This window comes from Xanthobacter sp. NM-25 (assembly GCF_022138605.1).
Classification (GTDB): domain Bacteria; phylum Pseudomonadota; class Alphaproteobacteria; order Rhizobiales; family Xanthobacteraceae; genus Xanthobacter.
In genome coordinates this window covers 903,089-929,386 of sequence record NZ_JACBFS010000001.1, presented here as the reverse complement: position 1 = coordinate 929,386, position 26,298 = coordinate 903,089, and the positions used below count along the sequence as shown (strand labels likewise).

Below are 26,298 nucleotides of genomic sequence, written 5' to 3'. Positions count from 1 at the left end.
TGCCTCCTCGTCGCCGCCTGATCGTCAGGCGGTCCATGTGTCGTTTCCACTTAAGACCCGGCTGCTCTAACCCGACTTGGCCGTTTCGCAAATGGCCAAGGCTTCAACGCTGGCAGTGCGGGCAGAAGAAGGTGGAGCGACCACCCTGCACGATGCGCTGGACCGTGCCCTTGCAGTGCAGGGTGGGGCAGGGCTTCCCCTCGCGGTCGTAGACGCGGAAATTGTGCTGGAAATAGCCGAGTGCTCCATCCACCTGGCGGTGGTCGCGCAGGGAGGAGCCGCCGGCCTGGATGGCCTCGCGCAGGACGTCGCGGATGGCGGTGACCAGCCGCTCGGCCCGCAGATTGGGGCTGCCATCGCGATTGGCCAGGGTGTGGGCGGCGCGACGCGGCGAGAGCCCGGCCCGGTGCAGAGCCTCGCACACATAGATGTTGCCGAGCCCGGCCACCAGCTTCTGATCCAGCAGCGCCGATTTCAGGCAGGTGTTGCGATGGGCGCACGCGTGGGCGAGGTAGGCGGCATTGAAGCTGTTGCCCAACGGCTCGGGCCCAAGGCCCTGCAGCAGCGGGTGGGTGTCGAGCCGGTCATAGGGCACGATCAGGATCGCCCCGAACCGGCGCGGATCGTTATAGGTGACGGTGGCGCCGCCGGCGAGGTGCAGCACCACGTGGTCATGGGCGCCGCCGGCCGCCTTGGGATGGTGGAACAGGCCCGGCTGGCCCTTCACGCGAGCGCCATCGATGCGGATGGAGCCGGACATGCCCAGGTGTAGCAGCATGACCTCGCCGCCGGAGAGGTCCGCCAACAGGTATTTGGCGCGCCGCCCCACCGCCTCCACGCGCCGGCCGGCGAGGCGCTCCGCGAAATTCTCGGGCAGCGGCCAGCGCAGATCCGGCCGTCGGGCCTCGGCACTCTCGATGACGGCGCCCTGCAACACGGGCAAGAGGCCGCGGCGGACTGTCTCCACCTCGGGCAGTTCAGGCATTCGTCTTTGGCTCAGCCACGCAGCGCGGGCGCTCAGATTCGGTCACGGCAACCCAGAATTACGCTACGGCCGGCTTCGCGCAAGATGGGGGCTCTTGCGGAACGGGCGCCGCGGAGGAGGGAGAGGTATCAGCGGGGCGGATCGGCCGCGTCGAACTCCAGACTCTCCAGGCGGATGCCCCGTTTGGCGATCTTGTCGGCGGAGATGAGCACCTTCGCCACGTCGTCGCCGACCTGGCCGAAATGGCGCGACAATTCGCCGACCCGTTCGCGCAGGCGGGCCACGTCCGCCACCAGCGCTCCCACCTCGGCGCGGATGCGGTCGGCCTCGGCGCGCATGCGCGCATCCTTGGCGATGGCCTGCACCAATTGCACCGCCAGCATGAGGAGAGAGGGGGAGACGAGGACGATCCGGGCGCGGAAGGCGGCCTGAATCACGGCGTCGAAATGCTCGTGGATCTCCGCATAGACCGATTCGGAGGGCACAAAGATCAAGGCGATGTCCTGGGTCTCTCCGGGCACCAGATAACGCTCCGCCACATCGGTCACATGCTTCATCAGGTCGGCCTTGAGCCGCGCCGCCGCCGCCTTGCGGGCCTCGATGGTGGGGGCCTCGCGGAACAGGGTCACCGATTCCAGGGGGAATTTGGCGTCGATCAGCAGCGGCCGCGGATCCCCGGGCAGGAAGATGGCGCAATCGGGCCGCCGGCCGCTGCTCAAGGTATATTGGAAGGCGTAGGCCTCCTTGGGCAGGCCGTCGGCGATGAGCGCTTCCATGCGGGCCTGGCCGAAGGCGCCGCGGGCCTGCTTGTTGGCGAGCGTGTCGCGCAGGGACACCACCTGGGCCGACAGCTCCGACAGGCTGCGCTCGGCGGTCTCCACCATCACCAGGCGCTCGGCGATGCGGGTGAGGCTCTCATGGGTGGCCCGGGCCGCCTGGGTCATGCTCTGGCCAAGGCGGAAAGAGGTGGCGTCGAGCCGCTCGGACACCGCCCGCGCCAGCTCGCTCTGGCGCTGGGACAAGACCTCCGCCAGGCTCTGCACCCGCCCGGCGGTTTCGCTCTGCCCGTGCGCGAGCTCGCGCATGCGCCGGTCCATCTCTTCCGCCCGCAGCACTTCGGCCTGGAGCAGTTCCGCCTGCAGGGCGCGAACGGAAGCGCCCCGCCACAGGCTCAGGGCCAGCAGCACCAGCACCGCCGCGCCCAGCGCCACGAGCGCGGCGCCCAGGGTGATGGCCGTGCCGCCAAGGGTGAAAAGCACATCGGACATGGGTCTGCATTACGCGATTCGATATCAGAACAAAATATGAACATATTGACCGTGGCCGCGCTATCGCTTATTTCCCTGGAATGACCACGCGACCCATCCTCATCATTCCCGACCATCAACTGCGGACCACATCGGCGCCGGTGGGCAAGATCGATTCCGAGATTCGCAAGCTGGTGGAGGATATGTTCGAGACCATGTACGACGCGCCGGGCATCGGCCTCGCGGCGATTCAGGTGGGCGTGCAGAAGCGGGTCATCACCATCGACGTGGCCCGCGAGGGCGAGGACAAGAAGCCGATTGCCTTGATCAATCCGGAGATCATCGCCGCCTCCGACGAGACCTCGGTCTATAGCGAGGGCTGTCTTTCCATCCCCGATTATTACGAGGAGGTGGAGCGTCCGGCCCGGGTGGCGGTGCGGTTTCAGGATCTGGACGGCGCGGTTCGGGAGGTGGAGGCGGAGGGCCTGTTCGCCACCTGCGTGCAGCACGAGATCGACCATCTCAATGGCGTGCTCTTCATCGACCATATCTCGAAGCTGAAGCGCGATCGGGTCATCAAGAAATTCACCAAGGCGGCGCGGCACACGGCCGCGATCTGACCGCCGCCGGCCCCGGATCATTCCATGCGCATCGTTTTCATGGGCACGCCGGATTTCGCCGTGCCCACCCTTACCGAAATCGTCGGGCGGGGCCACGAGGTGGTGGCCGTCTACACGCGCGAGCCGGCGCCGGCCGGGCGCCGCGGGCTCGATCTCACGCCCTCGCCGGTGCATCAGGTGGCGGTGCGCCTGGGCCTGCCGGTGCTCACCCCCAAGACCCTGCGCAGCGAGGCGGCGGCCGAGACCTTCCGCGCCCATGAGGCCGATGTGGCCGTGGTGGTGGCCTATGGCATGATCCTGCCGGCGGCCATCCTGGCGGCGCCGCGCCTGGGCTGCGTCAATCTGCATGGCTCGCTGCTGCCGCGCTGGCGCGGTGCGGCGCCGATCCAGCGCGCCATCATGGCCGGCGATGCGGAGACCGGCGTGGCGGTGATGCGGATGGAGGAGGGGCTGGATACCGGGCCGGTGGGTCTGGTGGAGCGCATCGCCATCACACCCGAGATGACCGCCGGCGACCTGCATGATCGCATGATGGTTCTCGGCGCGGATCTGATGGCCCGGGCCCTGGCTGCGCTGGAGCGCGGCGGTCTCGTCTTCACCCCGCAGCCGGCCGATGGGGTGACCTATGCGGCCAAGATCGGCAAGGGCGAGACGCGCATCGACTGGTCGCGCCCCGCATCGGAGGTGCACGACCATATCCGTGGGCTGGCGCCGTTCCCCGGCGCTTGGTTCCCGCTCGGTGCGGCGGAAGCGCGGGTCAAGGTGCTGCGGTCCGCCATACACGCCGGTGCCGGCGCACCGGGTGAGGTTCTGGATGACCGGCTCACCATTGCCTGCGGGAGTGGCGCGGTGCGGCTCGGCGAGCTGCAGAAGGCGGGCAAGCAACCCATGTCGGCGGACGTGTTCCTGCGCGGCAATGCCGTGCCGGTGGGGAGCCGGCTCGCCTAAGGGCGGGCCTCGCCGCCGCTGATGCCGCGCTACAAGCTCCTCATCGAATATGACGGCACCTCGTTCTGCGGCTGGCAGATCCAGGCCGGCCAGCCCACCGTGCAGGGGGTGCTGGCGGAGGCGTTCGCGCGCTTCTGCGGCGAGAGCGTGCACGTGGCCGGGGCGGGGCGCACCGATGCGGGGGTTCACGCCACCGGCCAGGTGGCCCATGTGGATCTGACGCGCCACTGGCGCGCCGACACGGTGCGCGATGCCATGACCGCGCAATTGCGGCCCCACCCCGTGGCCGTGCTTCATGCCGAGCAGGTGGCGGACAGTTTCGATGCGCGCTTTTCCGCCGTGCGGCGGCACTATCTTTATCGCATCGTCAACCGCCGGCCCGATCTGGCGCTCGATCGCAACCGGGCCTGGCGTGTGCCGCAGCGGCTGGATGCGCGGGCCATGCACGTGGCGGCGCAGCGCCTGCTGGGCAAGCATGACTTCACCACCTTCCGTGCCGCCGAATGCCAGGCCGCATCGCCGGTGAAGACGCTGGACCAGCTGGACGTGACGCAGCAGGGTGACGAGATTCGCATCGTCACCTCGGCCCGGTCCTTCCTGCATCATCAGGTGCGTTCCATGGTGGGGTCGCTGATGCGGGTGGGGGAGGGGCGCTGGAGCGCGGACAATCTCGAGGCTGCGCTGCTGGCAGCGGATCGGGCGCGCTGCGGCCCCATGGCGCCGGCCTGCGGCCTCTATCTGGCGGCGGTAGGCTATTGATGAGCGTGGTGGCGATGCCACAGGTCCGGTGGGATAGTGGCGCGGCGGTGACCTCCGCCATATTGCCGACGGAAAAGACCGATACCGCGGTCAGATCCTTGAGGCGTGCCGCGGGCGGCGGGCATGGCGCGAGCGGGTCGAGGAGGGCGAAGCGCCCGCGCGAGGGGCGCCAGGGCCCTTGGTCCGCGCCTGGAGGGAGACGCCGTGCGGACGGCGGTGAAGGGGGCGAAGGTCTCGGCGGCGCGTGGCGCCGAGGGGTCGCCTTGAGCGGGTCTCTACGCTACGTGGCTCCGGCGGCGGGTGTGGAAGGCGGGGTTCACACAGAGACTTGGCGATTTTCGCGTTTCCTTGAGCCGTGAAAATGCCTAGAAGAACGGCGCCATCGGCGCGGGACGGAACCTGATCGTGATGACACTCATCAACGAAGCGCGGCGCATGTACGCGATCGTCAAGGCCAAGGGTTGGGCGATGGGCCTCGCCCTGATGCTGGTCAGCGGCACCCTGCTGGCCGGCTGCGCCAGCGACAAGGATGACGTGATCGCCCCCGACGAGCCGGCGGAGAAGATCTACAACGAGGGCCTGACCCTGCTGCGGCGTCAGCAGCCGGACAAGGCCGCCAAGCGCTTCGAGGACGTGGATCGTACCCATCCCTATTCGGAATGGGCACGTAAGTCCTTGATCATGACAACCTATTCCTATTTCGAAGCGGGCAAGTACGACGAGGCCATCGCCGCCGGCCGGCGCTATGTCTCGCTCTATCCCGGCTCGCCCGATGCCGCCTATGCGCAGTATCTGGTGGCGTCCTCGCTTTATGAGAACATCCCCGACATCACCCGCGACCAGCAGAAGACCCGCCAGGCCCTCGATGCCTTGGAAGAGGTGATCCGCAAGTATCCCAATACGGAATATGCGGCCACCGCCAAGAAGAAGATCGAGGTGGCGCGCGACCAGCTGGCCGGCAAGGAAATGATGATCGGCCGTTATTATCTGGAGCAGCGCAACTACACCGGTGCCATCAATCGCTTCAAGGTGGTGGTGACGCAGTACCAGACGACCCGCCAGGTGGAAGAGGCGCTGTTCCGCCTCACCGAGGCCTATATGGCGCTCGGCGTGGTGAACGAGGCGCAGACGGCGGCCGCGGTTCTGGGCTACAATTTCCCCGATAGCCGGTGGTATAAGGACGCCTACAAGCTGGTTCAGTCCAAGGGGCTGGAGCCGCAGGAAAACAAGGCGTCCTGGATCAGCCAGGCGTTCAAGAAGATGGGACTCGGCTGATCCTCCATGCTGGCATCGCTCTCGATCCGGGACATCGTCCTTATCGAGAAGCTCGATCTCACCTTGTCGGACGGGATGACCGTCCTCACCGGTGAGACGGGGGCGGGCAAATCCATTCTGCTCGATTCGGTCTCGCTCGCCCTGGGCGGGCGGGGCGACGGCGCCTTGGTGCGTCACGGCCAGTCCAAGGGCCAGGTGACGCTCGCCTTCGATTTGACGCCGGAACATCCCGCCCATGCGGTGCTGGCGGCGGCCGAGCTGCCCGACGAGGATCAACTGGTGATCCGCCGCATTCAGATGGCGGACGGGCGCACCCGCGCCACCGTCAATGGTGAAGCCGTGAGCGTGCAGACCCTGCGTACCCTGGGCGCCAGCCTGGTGGAGCTGCACGGTCAGCATGCCGACCGGGCGCTGGTGGACCCGACCCTGCACCGCACGCTGCTCGATGCCTTTGGCGGCGTCGGCGCGGATGTGGCGGAGGTGGGGCAGCGTTGGCGGGTGTGGCGCGCCGCGCGGGAGGCCGCCCGCGAGGAGCGGGGCCGGCTCGCGGAGGCGGAAAAGGAAGCCGATTTCGTCCGCCATGCGGTGGAGGAGCTGCAGGCGCTGGGGCCGGAGGCGGGCGAGGAAGCGGCTTTGTCGGAGCGGCGCACCGCCATGATGCGGGCGGAGAAGATCGCCGCCGACCTGTCCGAGGCGCTGGACGCGGTGGGCGGCGGCAGTTCGCCCATTCCCTCCCTTTCGGCGGCGGTGCGCCGCCTGGAACGCCGGGCCGGCGAGGCGCAGGACGTCATCCGCCCGGCGGTGGAGGCCATCGACCAGGCGCTTGATGCGCTGGAGCAGGCGCGGGGCCATCTGGAAAGCGCGCTGGCCGAGGCGGATTTCGAGCCGCGGGAGCTGGAGCGGATCGAAGAGCGGCTGTTCGCCCTGCGGGCGGCGGGCCGCAAATATGCGGTGGTGCCCGATGCGCTGCCGGAGGTGGCGGCGCGCTTTGTGGCGCAGCTGGAGCATCTCGACCAGTCGGAGGCCCGGCTGGCGCGCCTCGACGCGGCGGCGGCCGAGGCGGAGGCGACCTATCACCAGGCCGCGACGGGGCTTTCGGCGGCGCGACATGCGGCCGCCGCGGCCCTCGACGCCGCCGTGGGCGCCGAACTGCCGCCGCTCAAGCTGGAGCGCGCGGAATTCCTCACCAAGGTGAGCGGGGACGCGCAGACCGCCGGGCCCGAGGGCTATGACGCGGTGGAATTCTGGGTGCGCACCAATCCGGGCAGCCGGCCGGGACCGCTGATGAAGGTGGCCTCCGGCGGCGAGCTTGCCCGCTTCCTGCTGGCGCTCAAGGTGGTGCTGGCGGATCGCGGCTCCGCCCCGACGCTGATTTTCGACGAGATCGACACCGGCGTGGGCGGGGCGGTGGCCGATGCCATCGGCCAGCGGCTGGCCCGGCTCTCCGCGCGGGTCCAGGTCTTGTGCGTGACCCACGCCCCGCAGGTGGCGGCGCGTGCGCACCATCATCTGCTGATCGCCAAGGCGCCGGCACCGGCGGAGGTGGGCGAGGATGCCGCCGCCGAGGCGCCGGTGACCACCCGCGTCGCCGCGTTGAACCCGGCCTCGCGGCGCGAGGAGATTGCCCGCATGCTGGCCGGCGCCACGGTGACCAGTGAGGCCCGCGCGGCGGCCGAGAGGCTGCTGAAGACCCCGCGCTGAGCGGGCGCCGGGTGGGCGAATCAATCGAACGAGGGCTTGCCCTGCCGCAGGCTTTTCACCTCGCCCCGGCGCGCCTTGGCGGCCAGGCGGCGCTGCTTGGAGCCGAGGGTAGGGCGGGTGGCGCGGCGCACCGGCGCCACTTCGGTGGCGCTGCGGATGAGCTCAACCAGACGGCCGATGGCGTCCTCGCGGTTGCGTTCCTGGGTTCGGAAGCGCTGGGCCTGGATGAGAATGTCGCCATCCTGGGTAAGCCGGCGGCCGGCAAGGCGGGCGAGGCGCTCCTTCACCCGCTCGGGCAGGTGGGCGGAGCGGGCCATGTGAAAGCGCAGCTGCACCGCGCTCGACACCTTGTTCACATTCTGCCCGCCGGGGCCCGAGGCACGCACGAAGGCGAACTCGATGTCGTCCTCGGAAATGGAAAGGCGGGCGGTAATCTCGATCATGACACATCCGGCGCGTGGTGGCGCACGATACTGCGGCGCGGCGGCGAAGGAAACGCCGCGCCGTGCGCCGCCGGCGGCCTCAGATGGCGTGGCGGTTTGCGGTGGGGCCGAAATGCTCCACATAGCGGGCGCTGATGACCGAGACCGGCAGCACGATCAGCACGTCGGTGGTGCCGAACTGGTGATCCACCACCGCCCCGTCGCCGACGAAGCCGCCGAGCCGCAGGTAGCCCTTGATCATGGGGGGCAGGGCCTGCAGCGCCGCCTTGGGGGAGATCTGCGCCTTGGCCATGCGGTTCATGTCCACCCGGCGGCCCGGCAGGGCGCTGGCCCGCCATTCCGCCGGTGCCAGCGCATTGTGGTGGAGGAAGGACAGGGGCAGGGCGAGGGCGTCCGGGTCGGTGCCCTCCAGGCTGGCGCAGCCGAACAGCACGTCGATCTTGTTGCGCAGGATGTAGGTCCACACCCCGTGCCACAGCAGCTCCACCGTGCGCTTGTTTCGATAGGGCTTCAGCACGCAGGAGCGGCCCAGCTCCAGGAAGCGGAGCTGGGGATGGGCGGCGATCATGCGCGTCACATCGAACTCGCTCTGGGTGTAGAAGCCGCCGTGCCGGGCCGCCACGTCCTGCCGCAGCAGGCGGTAGGTGCCCACGACCTTGGGCTGGCGGCGGCCGAACACCACCTTGCCGGCATCATGGTCCAGCACCAGCAGGTGCTCGCAGATAGCGTCGAAACTGTCCATGTCGCGGCGCGCGATCCGCGCGGCGGCATCGGGGACCGCCGACATTTCCTCGTAGAACACCTTGTAGCGCAGGCGCTGGGCGCGGCGCACATCCCGCGCGGTGCGGGCGAGGCGCACCTCCAGCGCGCCGAGGCGGCCGAGGGCGAGGGAATCATCGCCCGGCGGCAACGCCTCGCGGTGGCGGATGCCGGAATAGGCGCGCAGGTCGGCGACGAGCTTCTGCGGCGCGGGCCAGGCGGGCCGGCCCGGCTCGGGCGCGCCGAACAGGAGGGGCGCCGCCGTCGCATGGTCGAACAGGGGCCCGCCCTGATTGGTCACACCGTCGGCCGGGCGCAGGCCGGGCCAGCGGGCGAAGCTTTCCTTCGCCAGGTCAAGGCCGCCGCGCGCCACATCCAGGCTGCGGCCCACCAGGGCCGGCAGATTGAAGCCGGGCTCCATGTCTCCGATGCGCTTCATACAACGAGCCTCCCCCCCGAGACGCCGCTGGTGATGAGCCTGTCATCTTGCGGGCCGCTCACCCATCGACCTTCGATGCGCGAAGACCCCATGCGCTGGCGGCCTTCACGTCTCCCGCACGAGTTTTGTGACGGTGCGAATGTGAACGTCACATTCACCATAGTTTTCCAACGCCGATGTGACAATGGCGTCACCTGCCAGACAGCCATCTGTGATAACAGGCTTTCTTAAGGATAGGTCGAGATTTCGCCATGGCGCGGATGTGAGCAGGCCGTCAAATCTGGCTTTATCGGCTGCGACCGCGACGGCAGGCGCTGCGCCTCCGCGCTCGCGGCATTGGGGGAAGAGATGAAGGCACGTCTTGTCGCGGCGGCACTGGCCGCGCTGGTGGTCACGGGCGTCCATGAGGCGAGCGCCCAGCCGCAGCCCACGGCGGTGGAGCAGGTGACCATCGCCGGCGTGGGCACGGTGCCGGTGCGGGTGTTCCGGACGCAGTTCGTCTCCGCCGATCCCGCCACCCGGCGGGTGGTGCTGGAACTGCCCAATGGCCGGCGCTGGGCGGTGATCGCGCCGCTGATCGTCGGCGACCTGAGCGCCTTCCAGAACGGCCAGCGCCTGCTCATCCGCGTGGTGCCCGGCGTGGTCACCGGCCTTGGCAAGGCCCGCCAGGGCACGCCCGGCGAGGTTCTGAGCGAGGTGGCCATCAACGACGGCCTGCCGGGCTGGCCGGAAGGCTTCGGCGTGCGCGCCGTGACGCTGACCACCATCTTCGTGGACGTGAACAAGCAGGCTGGCACCGTGACCTTCGAGGGGCCGGAAGGCGGCGTGCGGACCATGCGCGCGGTGGACCCCAAGGTTCTGGCGGATCTGCAGCAGGTGGAGCCGGGCGACCTCTCCCAGATCAGCTATCTGGAAGGCATCGCCATCAACGCCGAGTGAGCCGGCGCACCCGCTCAGCCGTGTCATCCCTGCCTCCGGCGCACGCTCGGCGCCCGGAGGCAGCGGTGGTCTGCGGGCGGTGCCCGACACCTTCAGGGCGCCCGCACTATGCAGCGGCGCGCGGGCGTTCAGCCGCCGCGCGATAGGCGAGGGCCTCCGCCAGATGGCGGCGCCCCACGCCATCGGCGCCGTCGAGATCGGCCAGGGTGCGGGCCACCTTCAGCACGCGGTGATAGCCACGGGCGGTGAGGCGCATGGCGTCCGCCGCGTCGCGCAGCAGGGTCGCGCCGGCGGCATCGGGCGTCGCCACCTCTTCCAGCAGGGGGCCGGAGGCTTCCGCATTGGTGCGCACGTCCGGCCGACCCAAAGCGATGTAGCGCTCGCGCTGGATCTCCCGGGCCATGGCCACCCGCGCCGCCACCTCCCGCGAGCCTTCGGTGGGGGTGGGCAGCACCAGGTCGGAGGCGCTCACCGCCGGCACCTCCAGATGAAGGTCGATGCGGTCGAGGAAGGGGCCGGACAGGCGGGCCTGATATTCATCGGCGCAGCGCGGGCCCCGCTTGCAGGTGTAGCCGGGTTCCCCCGCCCGCCCGCAGCGGCACGGGTTCATGGCGGCGATCAGTTGGAAGCGGGCGGGATAGGTCACCCGATGGTTGGCGCGGGCGATGAGCACTTCGCCGCTCTCCAGCGGCTGGCGCAGGGAATCGAGCACCTGGGGCGAGAATTCCGGCAGTTCGTCGAGGAACAGCACGCCGTTGTGGGCCAGCGAGACCTCCCCCGGCCGCGCCTTGGCGCCGCCGCCCACCATGGCGGCCATGCTGGCGGAGTGATGGGGCGCGCGGAACGGCCGCCGGCTCACCAGGGCCCCGTCGTCGATGGCGCCCGCCACCGAGGCGATCATGGAGACATCCAGCATCTCCGCCGGCGACAGGGCTGGCAGAATGGAGGGCAGACGCTGCGCCAGCATGGACTTGCCGGCACCCGGCGGGCCGATGAACAGGAGATTGTGCCCGCCGGCGGCGGCCACCTCCAGCGCCCGCTTGGCGGTCTCCTGGCCCTTCACGTCCCTGAGGTCGAGGGCGATGGCGCCCGCTTCTTTCATGCGCGGCTCGGGGCGGGTCATCAGCTGGCGTCCGCTCATATGGTTGGCAAGCTGGATCAGGGAGTCGGGGGCCAGGATCTCCATCTCGGGGCTGGCCCAGGCGGCCTCGGCGCCGCAGGGCGCGGGGCAGATGAGGCCATGGCCACGGGCGTTGGCGCCGATGGCGGCGGGCAGCACCCCCGCCACCGCGGCGATGGTGCCATCGAGGGCAAGCTCCCCCACCACCGTGAAGCCCAGCAGCGCATCGGCCGGAATGGCGCCGATGGCGGCCATCAGCCCCAAGGCGATGGGCAGGTCATAATGGGAGCCTTCCTTGGGCAGGTCGGCGGGGGCGAGGTTGATAGTGATGCGCCGCGCCGGCAGCGCGAGCCCTGAGGCGATCAGGGCCGCGCGCACCCGTTCCCGGGCCTCGCTCACCGCCTTGTCGGGCAGGCCGACGATGGTGAAGGCAGGCAGGCCAGAGGCCACGTGCACCTGCACATCCACCGGGCGCGCCTCCACCCCCGCGAACGCCACCGTCGCCACCCGCTGGATCACCGCTGGCCCCCTGTTCAGCCGTGGATTGCAAAAAGCCTAGCCGAGGGTCCCGTTGCGCGCAAGAACGAAATGGGAACGTTGGCGTCCCCCCCGCCGCACCGGCGTGGCCGTCGCCGATATTCGGCAATTGGCGCTTGAAGCCGCCGCGCCGGGCTGCCAGACCTGGAGGCGACCTGGAGGCGCGCGGGACGAGGAGGGCGGACAATGGCGGCGACGCGGTTCCGGTTCGTGGTGGTGCTGTTGCTGTTCGCCATCACGGTGGTGAACTATATCGACCGGGCGGCCATCGCCTATGCCATTCCGCTGATGGAGCAATCCCTCGGCCTGTCGAAGTTCGATGCCGGCACCATCCTCGGCGCCTTCGGCCTCGGCTATGCCATCACCACCCTGCTCAGCGGCTTTGCCGTAGACCGCTGGGGCGCGCGCATCGTGCTGGCGGTGGCGGCGGTGCTGTGGAGCCTCTCCATCGGCCTCACGGGGGCGGCCACCGGCTTTGCCGCCCTTTATGCGGCGCGGGTGCTGCTGGGGGTGGCCGAGGGGCCGAACTTTCCCGCCCTCACCGGCGCGGTGAGCCGCTGGCTGCCGCCCCAGGAGCAGGCGCGCGCGCTGGCTTATGCGCTGGTCTCGGTGCCGCTGGCGCTGGCCATCGGCGGGCCCATCGTCACCCAGCTGCTGGCGGTGCTCGACTGGCGCTGGACCTTCGGCGTGCTGTTCCTCATCTCGGTGGCCTGGGTGCCCCTCTGGGTGCTGCTGTTCCGCAATGATCCGGCCCAGTCGCGCCATGTGAATGCGGAGGAACTGGCCCGCATCCGCACCGGCGCGCTGGCGGCCCCCGCCGCGCATGCGGGCGGGGGCGGGATGGTGCGAGTGCTGCTCACCAATCCGACCCTGGTGGTGAATTATTGGGCCTTCTTCGTGTTCGGCTATTTCCTGTTCTTCTTCATGACCTGGCTGCCGAGCTACCTGCACCAGGCCTATGGGCTGGATCTCACCACCGTGGGCGCCTTCACCGTGCTGCCGTGGCTGGCGGCGGCGGTGGTGCTGTGGGCGCTGGGCCATTGGTCCGATCACCTGTTGAAGACGACGGGGCGGCTGCGTGTGGCGCGCTCCTACCTCATTGCCGGCACCCAGTTCATCGCCGCGCTGGCGGTGCTGCCGGTGGCGTTCGGGGTGAGCCTGCCGGTGGCGGTGGCCTGCATCACCGTGGCGGTGGCGGCCTCCATGGGGGCCAACGCGGCCTATTATGCGGTGAATGTGGATATCGTGCCGCAGCGGGCGGCCACCGCCCTCGGCATCATGGATTTCGGCTTCGCGCTGGCCGGCTTCCTGGCGCCGGCGCTCACCGGCTGGGTGCTGCATCTGCGCGGCTCGTTTGCCGACGGCTTCCTGCTGATGGCGGCGCTGGGGGCCTCCTCGGTGGTGCTGGTGCTCCTCTTCCACCATCCCGACCGCGATCGCGCCGCGTCCTGACCGATCGTGATCTTGCTCCGCGCCGGTGGATCTGCCACCCAGGGGCACGAACCACAGGGAGGACGCCATGACCGCCGAAGCCAAACGCAGCGTCAACGTGCAGGATCTGGTGGCGCAGCAGTTCGGGCCGCAGGCCGCGGCTTATGTGGCGAGCGCCGTGCACGCCCAGGGTGCTGATCTCGAGGCCTTCGCCGCGCTGATGCAGCGCGAGCAGCCGGCCCGCCTGCTGGATCTGGGCTGCGGCGGCGGCCATGTGAGCTTCACCGCCGCGCCTTTCGTGGGCGAGGTGGTGGCCTATGACCTGTCCGACGCCATGCTGGCGGCGGTGCGGGGCGAGGCCGCGCGGCGGGGCCTTGCCAACATCACCACCACCCAGGGTGTGGCCGAGAGCCTGCCGTTTCCCGATGCCGCCTTCGATGCCGTGGCCTCGCGCTACAGTGCCCACCATTGGCGCAGCCTGGAGGCAGGCCTCGCCGAGGCGCGGCGGGTGCTGAAAGAGGGCGGACGGGCGGTGTTCATGGATGTGACGGCGCCGGACTGGCCAGCGGCCGACAGCTTTCTGCAGACCGTCGAATTGCTGCGCGATCCCTCCCACGGCCGGGATTTCTCCCGGGCTGAATGGGAGCAGCGCCTGCGGGCGGCCGGCTTCGCGCTGGAGGCGGTGACGCCGCGGCGGCTCCGGCTGGAGTTTGCCTCCTGGGTGGCGCGCATCCGCACGCCGGAGCTTTATGTGTCGGCCATCCGCGCCCTGCAGCAGGGGGCGAGCGCGGATGTGGCCCGGCATTTCGAGATCGAGCCCGACGGCACCTTCACCTTCGACACGCTGACGGTGGTGGCGCAGGCCGCCTGAGCCCTATTTCTTCTCCAGCAGCAGCTGACCTTCCTTGTGGATCAGGGCTTTGGCCTTCTGCGCCATGAGGTTCAGGAGGAACGGCAGTTCCACCGACAGGTGCACCGCCTCTTCCGCCACATCGAGGGTGCCGGCGGCCTTCTGGCCCAGAACGACGATCTGGAACTCCAGATGGTCGCCGGTCCAGGTCTCCTCCACCAACGTGACGTGGCGGGCGAAGCGGGTGCGCACGGTGGAGAGCCCCGCCTGCAGTCGGCGGGTCGCCTCGGCGCGGCCGAGGCGGTGGGGCACCGAGGCGGTGAAAGGCTGGGCCATTCAAGTCTCCGCGGAGCTGGTGGGTCAGTCCGGCTTGCTGTGGCGGATGGCGCCGGTCATGGGGTCGATGTCGGCCTCGGTGCGGGCGCCGGCGCGGTCGGTGAGCTCCACCTCATAGCCGGTGGCCTCCGCCTCGATCTTGCGCACCGTATAGCCTTGGCCCTCCAGATGGCGGGCAATCTGCGCCACCGTCAGCCACTGGTCGGGCAGGGGGCCGGCGCGGCCGTCCATCTTGGTGGAGAGGAAGGCGGCGCTCACCGGATCGATGCGCGCTTCCACCAGGTTGCCCTGTGGGCTCACCAGCTCGGCTTCATAGACCGTGGCCTCGCGCTCCAGCTTCAGCACGTGAAAGCCATTTTCGGCGATATGGGTGGCGATCGCCGCGGTGGAGCGGCCGGGCGCTGGCGTCTGCGCCCATGCCGGCAGCGTCAGCGGAGCTGTCAGGGCGAGCGCGACGGCGAAGGCGCGCACGGTGGGCGCGCGCCAACAGGCATGTCGATGGCGTGTCATGGGCGGCCTCCTCAGGCGCGGCGCTTGTCCTCGATCTTGTCCCAGATCTGCGCGGCGATATCAGGGCCGCCCAGGCGCTTGATGGCGCGCAGGCCGGTGGGCGAGGTCACGTTGATCTCGGTGAGGTTGCCGTCGATCACGTCGATGCCCACGAAGATGAGGCCCATGGCCTTCAGCGAGGGACCGATGCGGGCGCAGATCTCCAGCTCGCGGTCGGTGAGATCGGTGGGACGGGCGGCGCCGCCGCGCACCATGTTGGAGCGCAGGTCGCCCTCATTGGGCACCCGGTTCACGGCGCCGGCGGCCTCGCCATCCACCAGGATGATGCGCTTGTCGCCATGCTTCACCGCCGGCAGGAAGCGCTGCACCACCCAGGGCTCGCGGAAGGTGACCGAGAACAGGTCGTAAAGAGAGCCGAAATTGAGGTCGTCGGCGGTGAGGCGGAACACGGCGGCGCCGCCATTGCCATAGAGCGGCTTCATCACCACGTCGCCATGCTCGGCGCGGAACGCCTTGATCTCATCGAGGTCGCGGGTGATGAGCGTGGGCGGCATCAATTCGGGGAAGTGGGTGACGAAGATCTTCTCCGGCGCGTTGCGCACATGGGCCGGATCGTTCACCACCAGGGTCTTGGGGTGGATGCGCTCCAGGAAATGGGTGGCGGTGACATAAGCAAGGTCGAACGGGGGATCCTGGCGCATCAGCACCACATCCATCTCGCCGAGGGGCACGCGCCGCTTTTCGCCCAAGGTGAAATGGGCGCCGGCCTCGTCCTTTACCGTCAGCGGCTCCACCGTGGCATAGAGCGTGCTGCCCGCCAGCGCCATGCGGTCCGGCGTGTAGTGGTAGAGGGTGTGGCCGCGCCGCTGGGCTTCCAGCAGAAGGGCGAAGGTGGAATCGCCGGCGATGTTGATGGTGGCGATGTGGTCCATCTGGACCGCGACCTGAAGGGTCATGGGGATCTCCAGCGCCCGGCTCGGGCTTGTGGCCTTATCTATAGCGTGGCGGCCGCCCCCGCCAGTTCACGCAGGATCAAGGGCAAGTGACGGAGCAGTTTCGATCATCCCTCCATCTCGAACGCGCCTTCCAGATGCGTGGGCGCGCCGGAGGGGGTGACCAGGATGGCGTCGAAGCGCATGTCGAGGCCGGCACACTCGGGATGGTCGGCGAGATAGGCCTCCGCGGCGGCGGCGATGCGCCGCTGCTGGCGGCGCAGCAGGGATTCGGCCGCCTGCTCCAGCCGCGCCCGCGCCTTCACCTCGCAGAACACCAGCAGCGTGTCGCGCCGGGCGATGAGGTCGATCTCGCCGGCGGGCGTGCGCACCCGGCGGGCGAGGATGGTGAAGCCCTGCGCCTCCAGGAGCCGCGCCGCCCGTGCCTCGGCAGCCAGCCCGCGCTCATAGGTGGCCTTGGCGTGGGCCGCCTTGGTGCGCGCGGGCTGGCTGCCGGCGCCCTCAGGCGTCGTCTTCCGGGTCATCGCGGCTGCCGGCGTTGCGGGCTTCCACCAGAGCGAGGGCGCGGGCATAGACCTCGCGCTTCGGCCGGCCGGTCATGCTGGCCACCGCCGCCACCGCATCCTTGAGGGAGGCTTCGTCTAGGGCGCGGGCGAGAGCGGAATCCACCGCATCGTCGCCGGCGGCTTCCTCCAGGGGCGGGCCCACCACCAGCACGATCTCGCCCTTGGGCGGATCCAGCGGGGCATAATGGGCGGCAAGGGCCGCCAGATCGCCGCGCCGCACCTCTTCGAAGGTCTTGGTCAGCTCGCGGCACACCGCCGCCGGGCGCGGGCCGAGGGTCGCGGCCAGATCCGCGAGGCTTTCCGCAAGCCGCGGCCCGCTCTCGTAGAACACCAGGGTGGCGGGCACCTGGGCGAGGGCGGTGATGCGGTTCTTGCGCTGCCCGGCCTTGGGCGGCAGGAAGCCGTCGAACAGGAAGCAGTCGGTGGGCAGGCCGGCCGCCACCAGCGCCGCCAGCAGCGCGGAGGCACCGGGCAGGGGATGCACGCGATGCCCCTCCTGCGCCGCTTCCACCACCAGCTTGAAGCCGGGATCGGACACCAGCGGCGTGCCGGCATCGGAGATCAGCGCCACCCGATCACCGGCGGCGAGCCGGGCCAGCAGCTTGGGACGGGCGCTGGCGCCATTGTGGTCGTGATAGGCGACCAGTGGCGTGGAGATGCCGTAGCGCTCCGTGAGCCGGCGCGAGACCCGCGTGTCCTCGCAGGCGATCACGTCCGCCGCCGCCAGGGTTTCCAGGGCGCGAATGGTGATGTCGCCGAGATTGCCGATGGGGGTGGCCACCACGTGCAGCCCGCCGGCGAGGCTCGGGGCGGTCACGGTTGTGCCGCCGAGGAGGAAGGTGCGCGGATGATCGCCGCGGCCGGCGGCCGGCGCGTGGGCGTGAGGACTGATGGAGCTGCTCATGGGCGGACCATAGCGCCGCGCGGGCGCCGACGGAACGGCTTCCGGCGGCGCCGTTGCGCCTGGGGGAGGGGCGGGATTAGCATGCCTCTCTTTGCGCCGGGCCAAAGACGGCGCCGGGATTGAGCGGCAGGATCATGCCATGCCCATGGGGGAGGACATTCATCTGACGCCCCCGCGCGCCGGCACCGCGCGGGGTGGTCTTGCTGCGCCTGATCTCGCGCCCTCTGAAATGGGAAGCGCGGAGACCGACCAGGCCTGGATCGCGGTGATCCAGAAGATGGACGAGGCCTATGCGGAGCTGGTGAGCCAGCAGGTGGAGCTGGAGGCCAAGAACGCCGCGCTGGAAGAGGCCCAGGGCTTCATCGCCGGCCTGCTCGGCGCCATGACCGATGTGCTGGTGGCCTGCGACCTCTCCGGCCGGGTGGAGCAGGTAAACCTGGCCGCCGAGCGCGCCTTCGGCCAGCGGGCCGAGGCCCTGGTGGGCCGGCCGCTGGCGGAGCTCATCCATGGCGCCTCCCCCACCAGCGCCGCCGACGTGCTCGACACCATGGCGAGCCGCGCCCGCATCGCCGATCGGGAATTCAGCCTCGCCACCCCGGAAGGCCCCCTGCCGGTGGCGGTGAACGGCGCGCTGCGGTTCGATCCGCGCGGGCGGGCGGTGGGCATCGTGCTGGTGGGCCGCCCCATCGGCGAACTGAAGCAGGCCTATTCGGACCTCGCCAGCGCCCATGAGCATCTGAAGCGCACCCAGCAGCCATTGGTGCATGCGGAAAAGATGGCCTCCCTCGGCCGGCTGGTGGCCGGGGTGGCCCATGAGCTCAACAACCCCATCTCCTTCGTCTATGGCAACGCCCACGCCTTGAAGCGCTATGTGGATCGCCTCATGCGCTATCTCGATGCGGTCCCGGCGGAGGGGGCGGCGGCCACCGCCGCGCGGGCGGAATTGCGGGTGGACCGGGCGCTGGCGGACATTCCCTCGGCGCTGGCCGGCATGCTGGAAGGGGCGGAGCGGGTGCGCGACATCGTTGCCGACCTGCGGCGCTTCTCCTCCGACCAGCGCGGCGCCCGCGAGCCGTTCGACCTCGCCGCTGTGGTGCGCTCGGCGGTGGACTGGGTGGCAAAATCCCAGATGCCGGACCTTGAGGTTCAGGTGGCGCTGCCCGACGATTTCGAGACCATCGGCCATCCCGGCCACATCCATCAGGTGGTGATGAATCTGGTGCAGAACGCGGTGGACGCCATGGAGGGCCAGAGCGCGCCACGGCTCGACATTTCCGGCTCGCGCACCGCCGATAGGCTGGTGCTGGAGGTGCGCGACAGCGGCACGGGCATTCCGACGGAGGTGGTGGACCGGGTGTTCGACCCCTTCTTCACCACCAAGCCGGTGGGCAAGGGCACCGGGCTCGGCCTCTCCATCTGCTATCGCATCGTTGCCGAGCATGAAGGCCGGCTGACGGTGGAAAATGCCGCCGGCGGCGGCGCCGTCGCCACCCTCGCCCTGCCCGCCGCTGGAGGACGCCCATGAGCCGCGCCGCTTCTCCCGCCTTCAACGTGCTCTGGCTGCAATCGGGCGGCTGCGGCGGCTGCACCATGTCGCTGCTGTGCGCCGAGGCGCCGGATCTCGCCACCACCCTCGGCAGCGCCGGCATCCACATGCTGTGGCATCCCACCTTGTCGGAGGAGACCGGGGCGGAGGCGGTGGCGCTGTTCGAGGCGGTGCTGGCGGGCGAGATCGTGCTCGATGCCCTGTGCATGGAGGGGGCGCTGCTGCGCGGGCCCAACGGCACCGGGCGCTTCCACATTCTCGCCGGCACCGGCATTGCGACCCTGGACTGGGTGCGACGGCTGGCGGCCAGGGCGCGGCATGTGGTGGCGGTGGGCACCTGCGCGGCCTATGGCGGCGTCACCGCCGCCGGGGTCAATCCCGCCGATGCCTGCGGCCTGCAATATGACGGGCGGCAGAAGGGCGGGGCGCTGGGCGCCGATTTCCGCGCCGCCGGTGGCCTGCCGGTGGTCAATGTCGCCGGCTGCCCCACCCATCCCAATTGGGTGACGGAAACCCTGATGCTGCTGGCGGCGGGCCTGATGGGGCCGGATGATCTCGACCTCTATGGCCGGCCGCGCTTTTACGCCGACCACCTGGTGCACCACGGCTGCCCGCGCAACGAATATTATGAATACAAGGCCAGCGCCGAGAAGATGAGCGATCTCGGCTGCATGATGGAGCATCTGGGGTGCCTGGGCACCCAGGCCCATGCGGATTGCAACACCCGCCTGTGGAATGGCGAGGGCTCGTGCACCCGCGGCGGCTATGCCTGCATCAACTGCACCGCGCCGGAGTTCGAGGAGCCGGGCCACGCCTTCCTGGAAACGCCGAAGATCGGCGGCATTCCCGTGGGCCTGCCCACCGACATGCCCAAGGCGTGGTTCATCGCGCTGTCGTCCCTCGCCAAGGCGGCCACCCCGGAGCGGCTGCGCCGCAATGCCACCGCCGACCACGTGCTGACGCCGCCCCAGGTGCGGGATATTCGGAAAAGATGAGCGAGACCCGCCTGATCGTCGGTCCCTTCAACCGGGTGGAGGGGGACCTTGAGGTGCGCCTCGACATCGCCGACGGGGCGGTGCGGGCGGCCTATGTCTCCTCGCCCCTGTTCCGTGGCTTCGAGCGCATCCTGGAGGGGCGCGACCCGCGCGACGCCCTGGTGATCGCCCCGCGCATCTGTGGCATCTGCTCGGTCTCCCAATCCCACGCGGCGGCGCTGGCCCTGGCGGCGCTCGAAGGGGTGGCGCCGACGCCGAACGGGCGCATCGCCACCAACCTCCTGGTGGCCACTGAGAATCTCGCCGACCACCTCACCCATTTCCACGTTTTCTTCATGCCGGATTTCGCCCGCGCCGCTTATGCGGACCGGCCCTGGTTCGGCATGGCGGAACGGCGGTTCAAGGCGGCCAAGGGGGAGAGCGTCACCCGCGCCCTCGCCACCCGCGCCACCCTGCTGCATGTGATGGGCCTTCTGGCCGGCCGCTGGCCCCATACCCTGGCACTGCAGCCGGGCGGGGTGAGCCGCAGCGCCGATGCCCGCGACCAGATGCGCCTTGTGGCGACGCTGGCCGCCGTGCGTGCGGCGCTGGAGGAGCATCTGTTTGGCGGCGCGCTCGACGAGGTGGCGGCGCTCACCAGCGTTGCCGAGCTCGAGGCGTTCGTGCGCGGGCGGCGCGGCGACCTCGCTTTGTTCCTGGAGATCGCCGAGGACCTCGGGCTCGATCGCCTGGGCCGGGCCTATGACCGCTTCCTGTCCTATGGCGCCTATCCGCAGGCGGAGGGGCGCCTTTACGGGGCGGGCACCTTTGCCGGTGGGCAGGCCGGCGCGGTGGATGTGGCCGCCATCGCCGAGGATCACACCTTCGCCCGTATGGAGGGGCGGGAGGCGCCCCATCCTCCGTTCGAGGGCTCCACCTTTCCCGATGCGGATGACGAGACCGGCTACACCTGGTGCAAGGCGCCGCGCCTTGCCGGCCAGCCGTTCGAGACCGGGGCCCTGGCCCGCCAGGTGGTGGCGGGCCACCCGCTGGCCCGCGACCTGGTGGCGCGGGAGGGGGCGAGCGTGCGGGCCCGGGTGGTGGGCCGCCTCCTGGAACTGGCGCTGACCCTGACCGCCATGAGCCAGTGGGTGCGCGACCTCTCCCCCACGGCTCCCTGGTGCGCCCAGGGGCGCCTGCCCGCCACCGGCCGCGCCTTTGGCCTGACGGAAGCCGCCCGCGGGGCGCTCGGCCATTGGGTTCAGGTGGAAAAGGGGCGCATCGCCCGCTACCAGATCATCGCCCCGACCACCTGGAATTTCTCGCCCCGCGACGGCGCCGGGGTGGCTGGGCCGCTGGAAGCGGCGCTGGTGGGCGCCCCGGTGCGGCCGGGGGAAACGACGCCGCTGAGCGTGCAGCATATCGTGCGCTCGTTCGATCCCTGCATGGTCTGCACGGTGCATTGATGGCGGGCGCGGAGGCCGGCGCCGAGATCCGCCTCGGCGGCATCGTCCAGGGGGTGGGCTTTCGCCCCTTCGTCTATCGCCTCGCCCTGCGCCTGGGCCTGCGCGGCACGGTGCGCAATGCCGGCGATGCGGTGGTGGTCGTCGCGGTGGGGCCAGCGGCGGCCCTCGATGCCTTCGTGCAGGGGGTGCGGGACGAGGCGCCGCCATTGGCGCGGATCGAGGCGTTTTCCCGGCGGTCGCTGACGGCGCAGGAACTGTCCCTGTGGCAGGGCGAGGCCGGCTTTTGCATCGCCGAGAGCGGCGCCGGCGCGGTTTCCGTCGGGGTGGTGCCCGATGTGGCCACCTGTCCCGCCTGCCGCGCGGAGATCGCCGATCCCCGGGCGCGACGGTTCCGCTACGCCTTCACCAATTGCACCGATTGCGGGCCGCGCTTCTCCATTGTCACCGGGCTGCCCTACGACCGGCCCGCCACCACCATGGCCGGCTTTCCCTTGTGCCCCGCCTGCGCCGCCGAATATGCCGACCCCGCCGATCGCCGCTTCCACGCCCAGCCCATCGCCTGCCCCACCTGCGGTCCTCGGGTGTGGCTGGAGCGGGTGGATGATCGTGGTGGCGCGGGGGCGATCGTCGATGGCGGTGTTCCCCCTCCCAACCCTCCCCCGCAAGCGGGAGAGGGCTTTTGCGGCGGCGCGGGTGCTGGCTCCGGGCGGGGCAGTGGGGCGGTGGTGTCCGCTCCGGCCTCCCCGGGTGGCGCTTCTCCCTCTCCCGCTTGCGGGGGAGGGCCGGGGAGGGGGCTCGCCGGAGATGAGGGCGAGCACTCCGAAAGCGCTGTGGCGCTGCCGGCGGGAGAAGGCGTTCGCGTCGGGATGGCGGATGCCATCGGTGCGGCCGCCGCGCTGTTGCGGGCGGGGCGGATCGTGGCGGTGAAGGGGATCGGCGGGTTTCACATCGCCTGCGATGCCACCGATGCCGCCGCCGTCGCCACTTTGCGGCAGCGCAAGCGGCGACCCAGCAAGCCGTTGGCGGTGATGGCCGATCGGGCGCAGGCTGAGCGGCTGTGCGAGATCGGCCCGGCAGAGGCGGCGGCGCTGGAGGCGCCGTCGGCACCCATCGTGCTGCTGCCCCTCAAGGAAGGCCACGGGCTGGCGCCGGAGATCGCCCCCGGCCAGCGGCAGGTGGGCGTCATGCTGCCCTATACGCCGCTGCACCATCTGCTGATGGAGGCGGTGGGGCGGCCCCTGGTGATGACCTCGGGCAACAGCTCCGGCGTGCCGCAGGTGATCGCCAATGAGGAGGCGCGCGCGGCGCTCGCCCACATCGTCGATGGGTTTCTCATGCATGACCGGCCCATCGCCCGCCGCCTCGACGATAGCGTGGTGCGCCTCGCCGCCGGTGCGCCGCGGGTGATGCGGCGGGGCCGGGGCCTCGCGCCCCTGCCGCTCACCCTGCCGGAGGATTTCGCCGGAGCGCCGCCGGTGCTGGCGCTGGGCGCCGAGCTGAAAAGCGCCATCTGCCTCACCCATGGCGCCAAGGCGCTGCTGTCCCACCATCTGGGCGATCTGGACGAGCCCGGCACGATCGATGCTTTCGAGGCAGCGCTCGCCGATTATGCCGCCATGTTCGCCCATGTTCCCGCCCGGGTGGCGGTGGATGCCCACCCCGGCTACCACGCCACCCGCTTCGGCACCGCCTGGGCGGCGCAGCGGGGGGTACCACTGGAGGTGGTGCAGCACCATCACGCCCATATGGCCGCGGCCATGGCGGAGGCCGGCTGGCGACGGGCCGACGGGCCGGTGGTGGCGATCCTGCTGGATGGCTTAGGCCTGGGGGAGGACGGCACCCTCTGGGGCGCGGAGATCTTCATGGGTGATTACCGGTCCGCCCGCCGGACGGCGCGGCTGGCGCCCATTGCGCTGATGGGTGGCGATCAGGCGAGCCGGGAGCCCTGGCGGGTGCTGCTGGCCCATCTCGACCAGGCGCTGGGCCGCACGGCGGTGGATGGTGACCCGCAGCTGGCGGCGCTGTTCGCGGGCAAGCCGCTGGCGACCCTGCGGGCCATGGCGGACAAGGGCCTCAATGCCCCCCACGCCAGCTCCGCCGGGCGGCTGTTCGATGCGGTGGCGGCGCTGCTGGGTCTGGCGCCCGACCGGCTGAGCCATGAGGGCGAAGCGGCCATGGCGCTGGAAGCGGTGGCAGCCAGCGCCGCGCCCTATCCGCTCGCCGTGACCGAACGGGACGGGCTCTGGGCGCTCGACCCGGCCCCCCTGTGGCGCGCGCTCCGGGCCGACCAGGCGGCCGGCCGGCCGCTCTCCGCCATGGCCGGGGCCTTCCATGCCGGGCTCGCGGCCGCCTTCGCCGAGACGGCGATCCTCATCGCCCGGAGCGAAGGCATCGGCGCCGTGGCCCTGGCCGGCGGGGTGTTTCAGAACCGGATGCTTCTGGAGGTGGTGGTCGCCCGGCTGGCCGATGCCGGCCTGCGGCCGCTGGTGCCCGCGAACGTGCCGGCCAATGACGGCGGCCTCGCCCTGGGCCAGGCGGTGGTGGCGGCGGCCCGCCACATTTGAGCGCCCGGCGCCACGATGGGTGCCACGGTCGGCGCCTCAGCGGGCGTCGATGCCGTCGCGAATGGCGCGCAGGCGGGCGTAGACATCGGGGAAGGCATCGAGCTTGGAAACCGCCACCATGCGCATGTGGCCGGTGGGGCCGAAGCGCAGCCATTGCACGATTTTCACCGGCTCGCCGGTCTTGGCGTCCACCGCCTGGGCCATCACCTCGAAGCCCGGCGTCTGGTTGATGCGCAGGGGCTCGGCGCGCTCCACCTTCATGTCGCGCAGGCCGTTGAGGGTGCTGAGGGCGCGCAGGGCGAACTGCCGCCGCTCGTCCTCGCGGGGGGAGCCGTTGGCCACCGTCACCACCATATAGGGCTGCTCCGGCCCCTCAATGCTGTTCTTGGGGCCCCGGGTGAGGATCACGGTGTTGCCGCCGAAGGTGCGCACCACGTGGAAATCGGACAGTTCGGTGACGGTGAAGGGCAGCGCCGCCACCTGGTCCTGCACGGAGCGGAAGGCGAGGGTGGCCAGCGCCGCCTTCATGTCGGCATCGGGAAACGCGGCGGCGTCGCTCTCCGAAACCTGGGCGGTGATGAGCGCAGTGGTCATGTCGGTGCCGGCCAGGAGGATCCACTTGCGCACCCGGAACGGCCCGGCGGTCTGGGTGCCGGTCACCAGCTCCGCCTTGGCGCCGGGAATGGGGAAGGGCGCGCGGGACTCCACGGTGATGCCCTTGGAGGCGAGGGCGGCATCGGTGAAGCCCTCCACCAGCTGGCCATAGGCCTCCGGCGGCATGTCCACCATCAGGATGGAGGCATTGCGGCCCCGGTCCTCGAAGCCGGCGAACTTGTCGCTCGGCACCATGCCCGGGGGTGGCACAAGGCCGATCACCGCGCCCGGTGGAAACACCACCTCGCGGCTCGGCGCGGCCTGCTGGGCCTGCGGCGCCGGGGCGGATTGGGCAGGGGCGGATTGGGTGGACGGGGCCGGCGCGGAGGCTGGCGCAGTCTGGGCCGGCGCAGTCTGGGCCGGTTCGGCTTGGGCCGTCTGAGCCTGGGCCTGCGGGGCGGCCAGGGGGGCCAGCGTCACGGCGGCCACGGCAAGGGGGGCGAGGGTGGAGCGGGCGTTCACCCGAAGGCGCGCAATTGCGTGGATCATGAACGTCGCTCCTCAGCCTCCAGCGCGCCCGGCCGCTTGGCAAACCCGCCGGGCCGGGGGGTGCCGGACGAATCGCCCGAATGGATCCGGCCCGCACCGTGGCACGAATGCCGCGCCGGCGTCACCGGCTTCACGCAGCGGTGACCCGCCGCAAGGTCAGGTTGAACCGCCCGCCTTCCGCCAACAGGCGCGATGAACCGGGAATGATGCGATCGACCCCGTGGAAGGCGAGCCGGCTCGCCCCCGAGAGCACGAACACGTCGCCGGAGCCGAGGCGGATGGAGCGGGTGGGGCCGGAGCGGACCTCGGTGCCGAGGCGGAACACCGCCGTATCCCCCAGCGAGATGGAGACCACCGGCGCCGTCAGGTCCGCTTCATCCCGGTCCTGGTGCAGGCTCATGCGGGCGTCGGGGCCGTAATAATTGATCAGGCAGGCCTCCGCCGGCACGTCGGCGCGGCCGAACCGGCTCCAGGCATCGGCGATCCGGGGCGGCAGGGGCGGCCAGGGCGCGCGCGTGTCCGGGTGGAAGGCCTGGTAACGGTAACCGGCGGCATCGGAGACCCAGCCGAGTGGCCCGCAATCACTCATGCGCACGGTGAACGGCTTGCCGGAACGCGGCATGGTGGGGGTGAACAGGGGTGCCTGCGCCAGCACGGCGCGCACCTCGGCCAGGAGCGCGGCCTGCGCCTGCGGATCGAAGGCTTCAGGATACCATCGTGCCCCGGGGGCGAGCGCGAGAGACGAGGTCACGGGCAGCCTCCGGTGGGACCGGGCCGGGACGGCCTTGCGGTCACGTCGAACTTAGTCCAAGCCTGTGGGCAGGCACATGCCCCAACATGCAATGAGGCGGTGCGCCCCGTCACCGCCCGGAAGGAAGCAGGCCCATGGCCCAGCACGGCAAATTCTACTGGAACGAGCTTCTGACCGACGACGTGGAAAAGGCCAGGGCGTTTTACGGCGCGACGCTGGGCTGGACCTTCGACGCCATGCCTTCCGGCGACGGCCACGCGTATTACGTGGCGCATCTGGGCGGCGAGCCGGTGGCCGGGATGATGGATAAGACCGACATCCTGCCGCCGGAGGTGCCGCCCCATTGGTTCCCCTACATCAATGTGGACGACATCGACGCCCGGCTGAAGCTGCTGGAGGCCAATGGCGGCCAGGTGCTGCGGTCGGCGTTCGAGGTGCCCGGCATCGGCCGCATCGCCATCGTCGCCGACGCCACCGGCGCGCCCATGGGCTGGATGACCGCCAACGACGCCTGACGACGCGGGCGGCTGGG

General features: G+C 70.5%; 25 protein-coding genes. 13 read left to right on the top strand and 12 right to left on the bottom strand.

Annotated features, from left to right (window positions below):
* Positions 1–103 precede the first annotated feature (103 nt).
* Positions 104–985, bottom strand: a complete 882-nt coding sequence (mutM, locus tag MEU52_RS04220) for a bifunctional DNA-formamidopyrimidine glycosylase/DNA-(apurinic or apyrimidinic site) lyase (RefSeq protein WP_238119855.1) — start codon at positions 983–985, stop codon at positions 104–106.
* Between the two features lie 128 nt (positions 986–1,113).
* Positions 1,114–2,253 (bottom strand): DNA recombination protein RmuC, encoded by a 1,140-nt coding sequence (locus MEU52_RS04215; protein ID WP_238119856.1) that lies wholly within the window; start codon positions 2,251–2,253, stop codon positions 1,114–1,116.
* Positions 2,254–2,333: 80 nt separating this feature from the next.
* On the opposite strand from MEU52_RS04215, the gene def reads away from it, so the two are divergent.
* The 5 genes from def to recN all read left to right on the top strand — a co-directional run bounded on the left by def (position 2,334) and on the right by recN (position 7,535).
* Positions 2,334–2,852, top strand: a complete 519-nt coding sequence (gene def / locus MEU52_RS04210; RefSeq protein WP_238119857.1) for a peptide deformylase — start codon at positions 2,334–2,336, stop codon at positions 2,850–2,852.
* Between the two features lie 24 nt (positions 2,853–2,876).
* A complete protein-coding gene (gene fmt / locus MEU52_RS04205; RefSeq protein WP_238119858.1) occupies positions 2,877–3,800 on the top strand; it encodes a methionyl-tRNA formyltransferase in 924 nt (307 codons plus the stop codon).
* A gap of 21 nt (positions 3,801–3,821) precedes the next feature.
* Complete coding sequence (gene truA / locus MEU52_RS04200) at positions 3,822–4,559, top strand: tRNA pseudouridine(38-40) synthase TruA (RefSeq protein ID WP_238119859.1); 738 nt, start codon at positions 3,822–3,824, stop codon at positions 4,557–4,559.
* Positions 4,560–4,967: 408 nt separating this feature from the next.
* Entirely contained in the window at positions 4,968–5,834 is an 867-nt protein-coding gene (locus MEU52_RS04195; protein WP_443265941.1) for an outer membrane protein assembly factor BamD, read from the top strand.
* Positions 5,835–5,840: 6 nt separating this feature from the next.
* Positions 5,841–7,535 carry a DNA repair protein RecN gene (gene recN, locus MEU52_RS04190; protein ID WP_238119860.1) on the top strand — a complete coding sequence of 565 codons (1,695 nt, stop codon included), beginning with the start codon at positions 5,841–5,843 and terminating at the stop codon, positions 7,533–7,535.
* A gap of 20 nt (positions 7,536–7,555) precedes the next feature.
* Here recN and arfB read toward each other — a convergent pair whose 3' ends face one another.
* Both arfB and MEU52_RS04180 read right to left on the bottom strand, forming a co-directional pair.
* Positions 7,556–7,978, bottom strand: coding sequence for an alternative ribosome rescue aminoacyl-tRNA hydrolase ArfB (gene arfB, locus MEU52_RS04185; RefSeq protein WP_238119861.1), 423 nt, complete (start codon positions 7,976–7,978; stop codon positions 7,556–7,558).
* Between the two features lie 79 nt (positions 7,979–8,057).
* Positions 8,058–9,176 (bottom strand): GNAT family N-acetyltransferase, encoded by a 1,119-nt coding sequence (locus MEU52_RS04180; RefSeq protein WP_238119862.1) that lies wholly within the window; start codon positions 9,174–9,176, stop codon positions 8,058–8,060.
* A 348-nt stretch (positions 9,177–9,524) separates the two neighbouring features.
* Here MEU52_RS04180 and MEU52_RS04175 point away from each other — a divergent pair, with 348 nt between their 5' ends.
* A complete protein-coding gene (locus MEU52_RS04175; RefSeq protein ID WP_238119863.1) occupies positions 9,525–10,115 on the top strand; it encodes a hypothetical protein in 591 nt (196 codons plus the stop codon).
* A gap of 106 nt (positions 10,116–10,221) precedes the next feature.
* Here MEU52_RS04175 and MEU52_RS04170 read toward each other — a convergent pair whose 3' ends face one another.
* Entirely contained in the window at positions 10,222–11,754 is a 1,533-nt protein-coding gene (locus tag MEU52_RS04170) for a YifB family Mg chelatase-like AAA ATPase (protein WP_238119864.1), read from the bottom strand.
* Between the two features lie 204 nt (positions 11,755–11,958).
* Here MEU52_RS04170 and MEU52_RS04165 point away from each other — a divergent pair, with 204 nt between their 5' ends.
* Positions 11,959–13,224: an MFS transporter gene (locus MEU52_RS04165; RefSeq protein WP_238119865.1), complete on the top strand. Its 1,266-nt coding sequence runs from the start codon at positions 11,959–11,961 to the stop codon at positions 13,222–13,224.
* Positions 13,225–13,291: 67 nt separating this feature from the next.
* The gene (locus tag MEU52_RS04160; protein WP_238119866.1) at positions 13,292–14,074 is read left to right on the top strand and encodes a class I SAM-dependent methyltransferase; all 783 of its coding nucleotides are present in this window, start codon (positions 13,292–13,294) and stop codon (positions 14,072–14,074) included.
* 3 nt (positions 14,075–14,077) lie between these two features.
* Here MEU52_RS04160 and MEU52_RS04155 read toward each other — a convergent pair whose 3' ends face one another.
* The 5 genes from MEU52_RS04155 to rsmI form a co-directional block, all read right to left on the bottom strand.
* Positions 14,078–14,389, bottom strand: coding sequence for a polyhydroxyalkanoic acid system family protein (locus MEU52_RS04155; RefSeq protein WP_238119867.1), 312 nt, complete (start codon positions 14,387–14,389; stop codon positions 14,078–14,080).
* 24 nt (positions 14,390–14,413) lie between these two features.
* A complete protein-coding gene (locus tag MEU52_RS04150; RefSeq protein ID WP_238119868.1) occupies positions 14,414–14,899 on the bottom strand; it encodes a PepSY domain-containing protein in 486 nt (161 codons plus the stop codon).
* A gap of 11 nt (positions 14,900–14,910) precedes the next feature.
* Complete coding sequence (gshB, locus tag MEU52_RS04145; RefSeq protein WP_238119869.1) at positions 14,911–15,855, bottom strand: glutathione synthase; 945 nt, start codon at positions 15,853–15,855, stop codon at positions 14,911–14,913.
* A gap of 104 nt (positions 15,856–15,959) precedes the next feature.
* Positions 15,960–16,376: a YraN family protein gene (locus MEU52_RS04140; RefSeq protein ID WP_238119870.1), complete on the bottom strand. Its 417-nt coding sequence runs from the start codon at positions 16,374–16,376 to the stop codon at positions 15,960–15,962.
* On the bottom strand, positions 16,354–17,322 hold the full coding sequence (gene rsmI / locus MEU52_RS04135; protein WP_238119871.1) for a 16S rRNA (cytidine(1402)-2'-O)-methyltransferase: 969 nt from the start codon (positions 17,320–17,322) through the stop codon (positions 16,354–16,356). The genes MEU52_RS04140 and rsmI overlap by 23 nt, the downstream gene beginning before the upstream one ends.
* Positions 17,323–17,461: 139 nt before the next feature.
* Between rsmI and MEU52_RS04130 the strand changes: the two genes are divergently transcribed.
* The 4 genes from MEU52_RS04130 to hypF are packed head-to-tail and all read left to right on the top strand — an operon-like array spanning position 17,462 to position 23,872.
* Positions 17,462–18,847 (top strand): sensor histidine kinase, encoded by a 1,386-nt coding sequence (locus MEU52_RS04130; RefSeq protein WP_238125000.1) that lies wholly within the window; start codon positions 17,462–17,464, stop codon positions 18,845–18,847.
* A complete protein-coding gene (locus MEU52_RS04125; RefSeq protein ID WP_238119873.1) occupies positions 18,844–19,863 on the top strand; it encodes a HupU protein in 1,020 nt (339 codons plus the stop codon). Before MEU52_RS04130 ends, MEU52_RS04125 begins: the two co-directional genes overlap by 4 nt.
* A complete protein-coding gene (locus MEU52_RS04120) occupies positions 19,860–21,308 on the top strand; it encodes a nickel-dependent hydrogenase large subunit (protein WP_238119874.1) in 1,449 nt (482 codons plus the stop codon). The genes MEU52_RS04125 and MEU52_RS04120 overlap by 4 nt, the downstream gene beginning before the upstream one ends.
* The gene (hypF, locus tag MEU52_RS04115) at positions 21,308–23,872 is read left to right on the top strand and encodes a carbamoyltransferase HypF (RefSeq protein WP_238119875.1); all 2,565 of its coding nucleotides are present in this window, start codon (positions 21,308–21,310) and stop codon (positions 23,870–23,872) included. The genes MEU52_RS04120 and hypF overlap by 1 nt, the downstream gene beginning before the upstream one ends.
* Positions 23,873–23,908: 36 nt before the next feature.
* Here the strand turns inward: hypF and MEU52_RS04110 are convergent, their stop codons facing one another.
* Positions 23,909–25,015, bottom strand: a complete 1,107-nt coding sequence (locus MEU52_RS04110; RefSeq protein ID WP_238119876.1) for a hypothetical protein — start codon at positions 25,013–25,015, stop codon at positions 23,909–23,911.
* 130 nt (positions 25,016–25,145) lie between these two features.
* Positions 25,146–25,766, bottom strand: coding sequence for an alpha-ketoglutarate-dependent dioxygenase AlkB (locus MEU52_RS04105; protein WP_238119877.1), 621 nt, complete (start codon positions 25,764–25,766; stop codon positions 25,146–25,148).
* A 134-nt stretch (positions 25,767–25,900) separates the two neighbouring features.
* Here MEU52_RS04105 and MEU52_RS04100 point away from each other — a divergent pair, with 134 nt between their 5' ends.
* The gene (locus MEU52_RS04100; protein ID WP_238119878.1) at positions 25,901–26,281 is read left to right on the top strand and encodes a VOC family protein; all 381 of its coding nucleotides are present in this window, start codon (positions 25,901–25,903) and stop codon (positions 26,279–26,281) included.
* Positions 26,282–26,298: the final 17 nt, after the last annotated feature.

What these genes read in the sequence shown, in the direction of transcription:
- MEU52_RS04155 (WP_238119867.1), bottom strand. Translation starts at nt 14,389, where the DNA reads ATGGCCCAGCCTTTCACCGCCTCGGTGCCCCACCGCCTCGGCCGCGCC.
- gshB (WP_238119869.1), bottom strand. Translation starts at nt 15,855, where the DNA reads ATGACCCTTCAGGTCGCGGTCCAGATGGACCACATCGCCACCATCAAC.
- MEU52_RS04140 (WP_238119870.1), bottom strand. Translation starts at nt 16,376, where the DNA reads ATGACCCGGAAGACGACGCCTGAGGGCGCCGGCAGCCAGCCCGCGCGC.
- MEU52_RS04195 (WP_443265941.1), top strand. Translation starts at nt 4,968, where the DNA reads ATGACACTCATCAACGAAGCGCGGCGCATGTACGCGATCGTCAAGGCC.
- recN (WP_238119860.1), top strand. Translation starts at nt 5,841, where the DNA reads ATGCTGGCATCGCTCTCGATCCGGGACATCGTCCTTATCGAGAAGCTC.
- MEU52_RS04110 (WP_238119876.1), bottom strand. Translation starts at nt 25,015, where the DNA reads ATGATCCACGCAATTGCGCGCCTTCGGGTGAACGCCCGCTCCACCCTC.
- hypF (WP_238119875.1), top strand. Translation starts at nt 21,308, where the DNA reads ATGGCGGGCGCGGAGGCCGGCGCCGAGATCCGCCTCGGCGGCATCGTC.
- MEU52_RS04100 (WP_238119878.1), top strand. Translation starts at nt 25,901, where the DNA reads ATGGCCCAGCACGGCAAATTCTACTGGAACGAGCTTCTGACCGACGAC.
- MEU52_RS04130 (WP_238125000.1), top strand. Translation starts at nt 17,462, where the DNA reads ATGCCCATGGGGGAGGACATTCATCTGACGCCCCCGCGCGCCGGCACC.
- def (WP_238119857.1), top strand. Translation starts at nt 2,334, where the DNA reads ATGACCACGCGACCCATCCTCATCATTCCCGACCATCAACTGCGGACC.
- MEU52_RS04160 (WP_238119866.1), top strand. Translation starts at nt 13,292, where the DNA reads ATGACCGCCGAAGCCAAACGCAGCGTCAACGTGCAGGATCTGGTGGCG.
- MEU52_RS04125 (WP_238119873.1), top strand. Translation starts at nt 18,844, where the DNA reads ATGAGCCGCGCCGCTTCTCCCGCCTTCAACGTGCTCTGGCTGCAATCG.
- MEU52_RS04150 (WP_238119868.1), bottom strand. Translation starts at nt 14,899, where the DNA reads ATGACACGCCATCGACATGCCTGTTGGCGCGCGCCCACCGTGCGCGCC.
- MEU52_RS04165 (WP_238119865.1), top strand. Translation starts at nt 11,959, where the DNA reads ATGGCGGCGACGCGGTTCCGGTTCGTGGTGGTGCTGTTGCTGTTCGCC.
- fmt (WP_238119858.1), top strand. Translation starts at nt 2,877, where the DNA reads ATGCGCATCGTTTTCATGGGCACGCCGGATTTCGCCGTGCCCACCCTT.
- arfB (WP_238119861.1), bottom strand. Translation starts at nt 7,978, where the DNA reads ATGATCGAGATTACCGCCCGCCTTTCCATTTCCGAGGACGACATCGAG.
- truA (WP_238119859.1), top strand. Translation starts at nt 3,822, where the DNA reads ATGCCGCGCTACAAGCTCCTCATCGAATATGACGGCACCTCGTTCTGC.
- mutM (WP_238119855.1), bottom strand. Translation starts at nt 985, where the DNA reads ATGCCTGAACTGCCCGAGGTGGAGACAGTCCGCCGCGGCCTCTTGCCC.
- rsmI (WP_238119871.1), bottom strand. Translation starts at nt 17,322, where the DNA reads ATGAGCAGCTCCATCAGTCCTCACGCCCACGCGCCGGCCGCCGGCCGC.
- MEU52_RS04120 (WP_238119874.1), top strand. Translation starts at nt 19,860, where the DNA reads ATGAGCGAGACCCGCCTGATCGTCGGTCCCTTCAACCGGGTGGAGGGG.
- MEU52_RS04180 (WP_238119862.1), bottom strand. Translation starts at nt 9,176, where the DNA reads ATGAAGCGCATCGGAGACATGGAGCCCGGCTTCAATCTGCCGGCCCTG.
- MEU52_RS04215 (WP_238119856.1), bottom strand. Translation starts at nt 2,253, where the DNA reads ATGTCCGATGTGCTTTTCACCCTTGGCGGCACGGCCATCACCCTGGGC.
- MEU52_RS04175 (WP_238119863.1), top strand. Translation starts at nt 9,525, where the DNA reads ATGAAGGCACGTCTTGTCGCGGCGGCACTGGCCGCGCTGGTGGTCACG.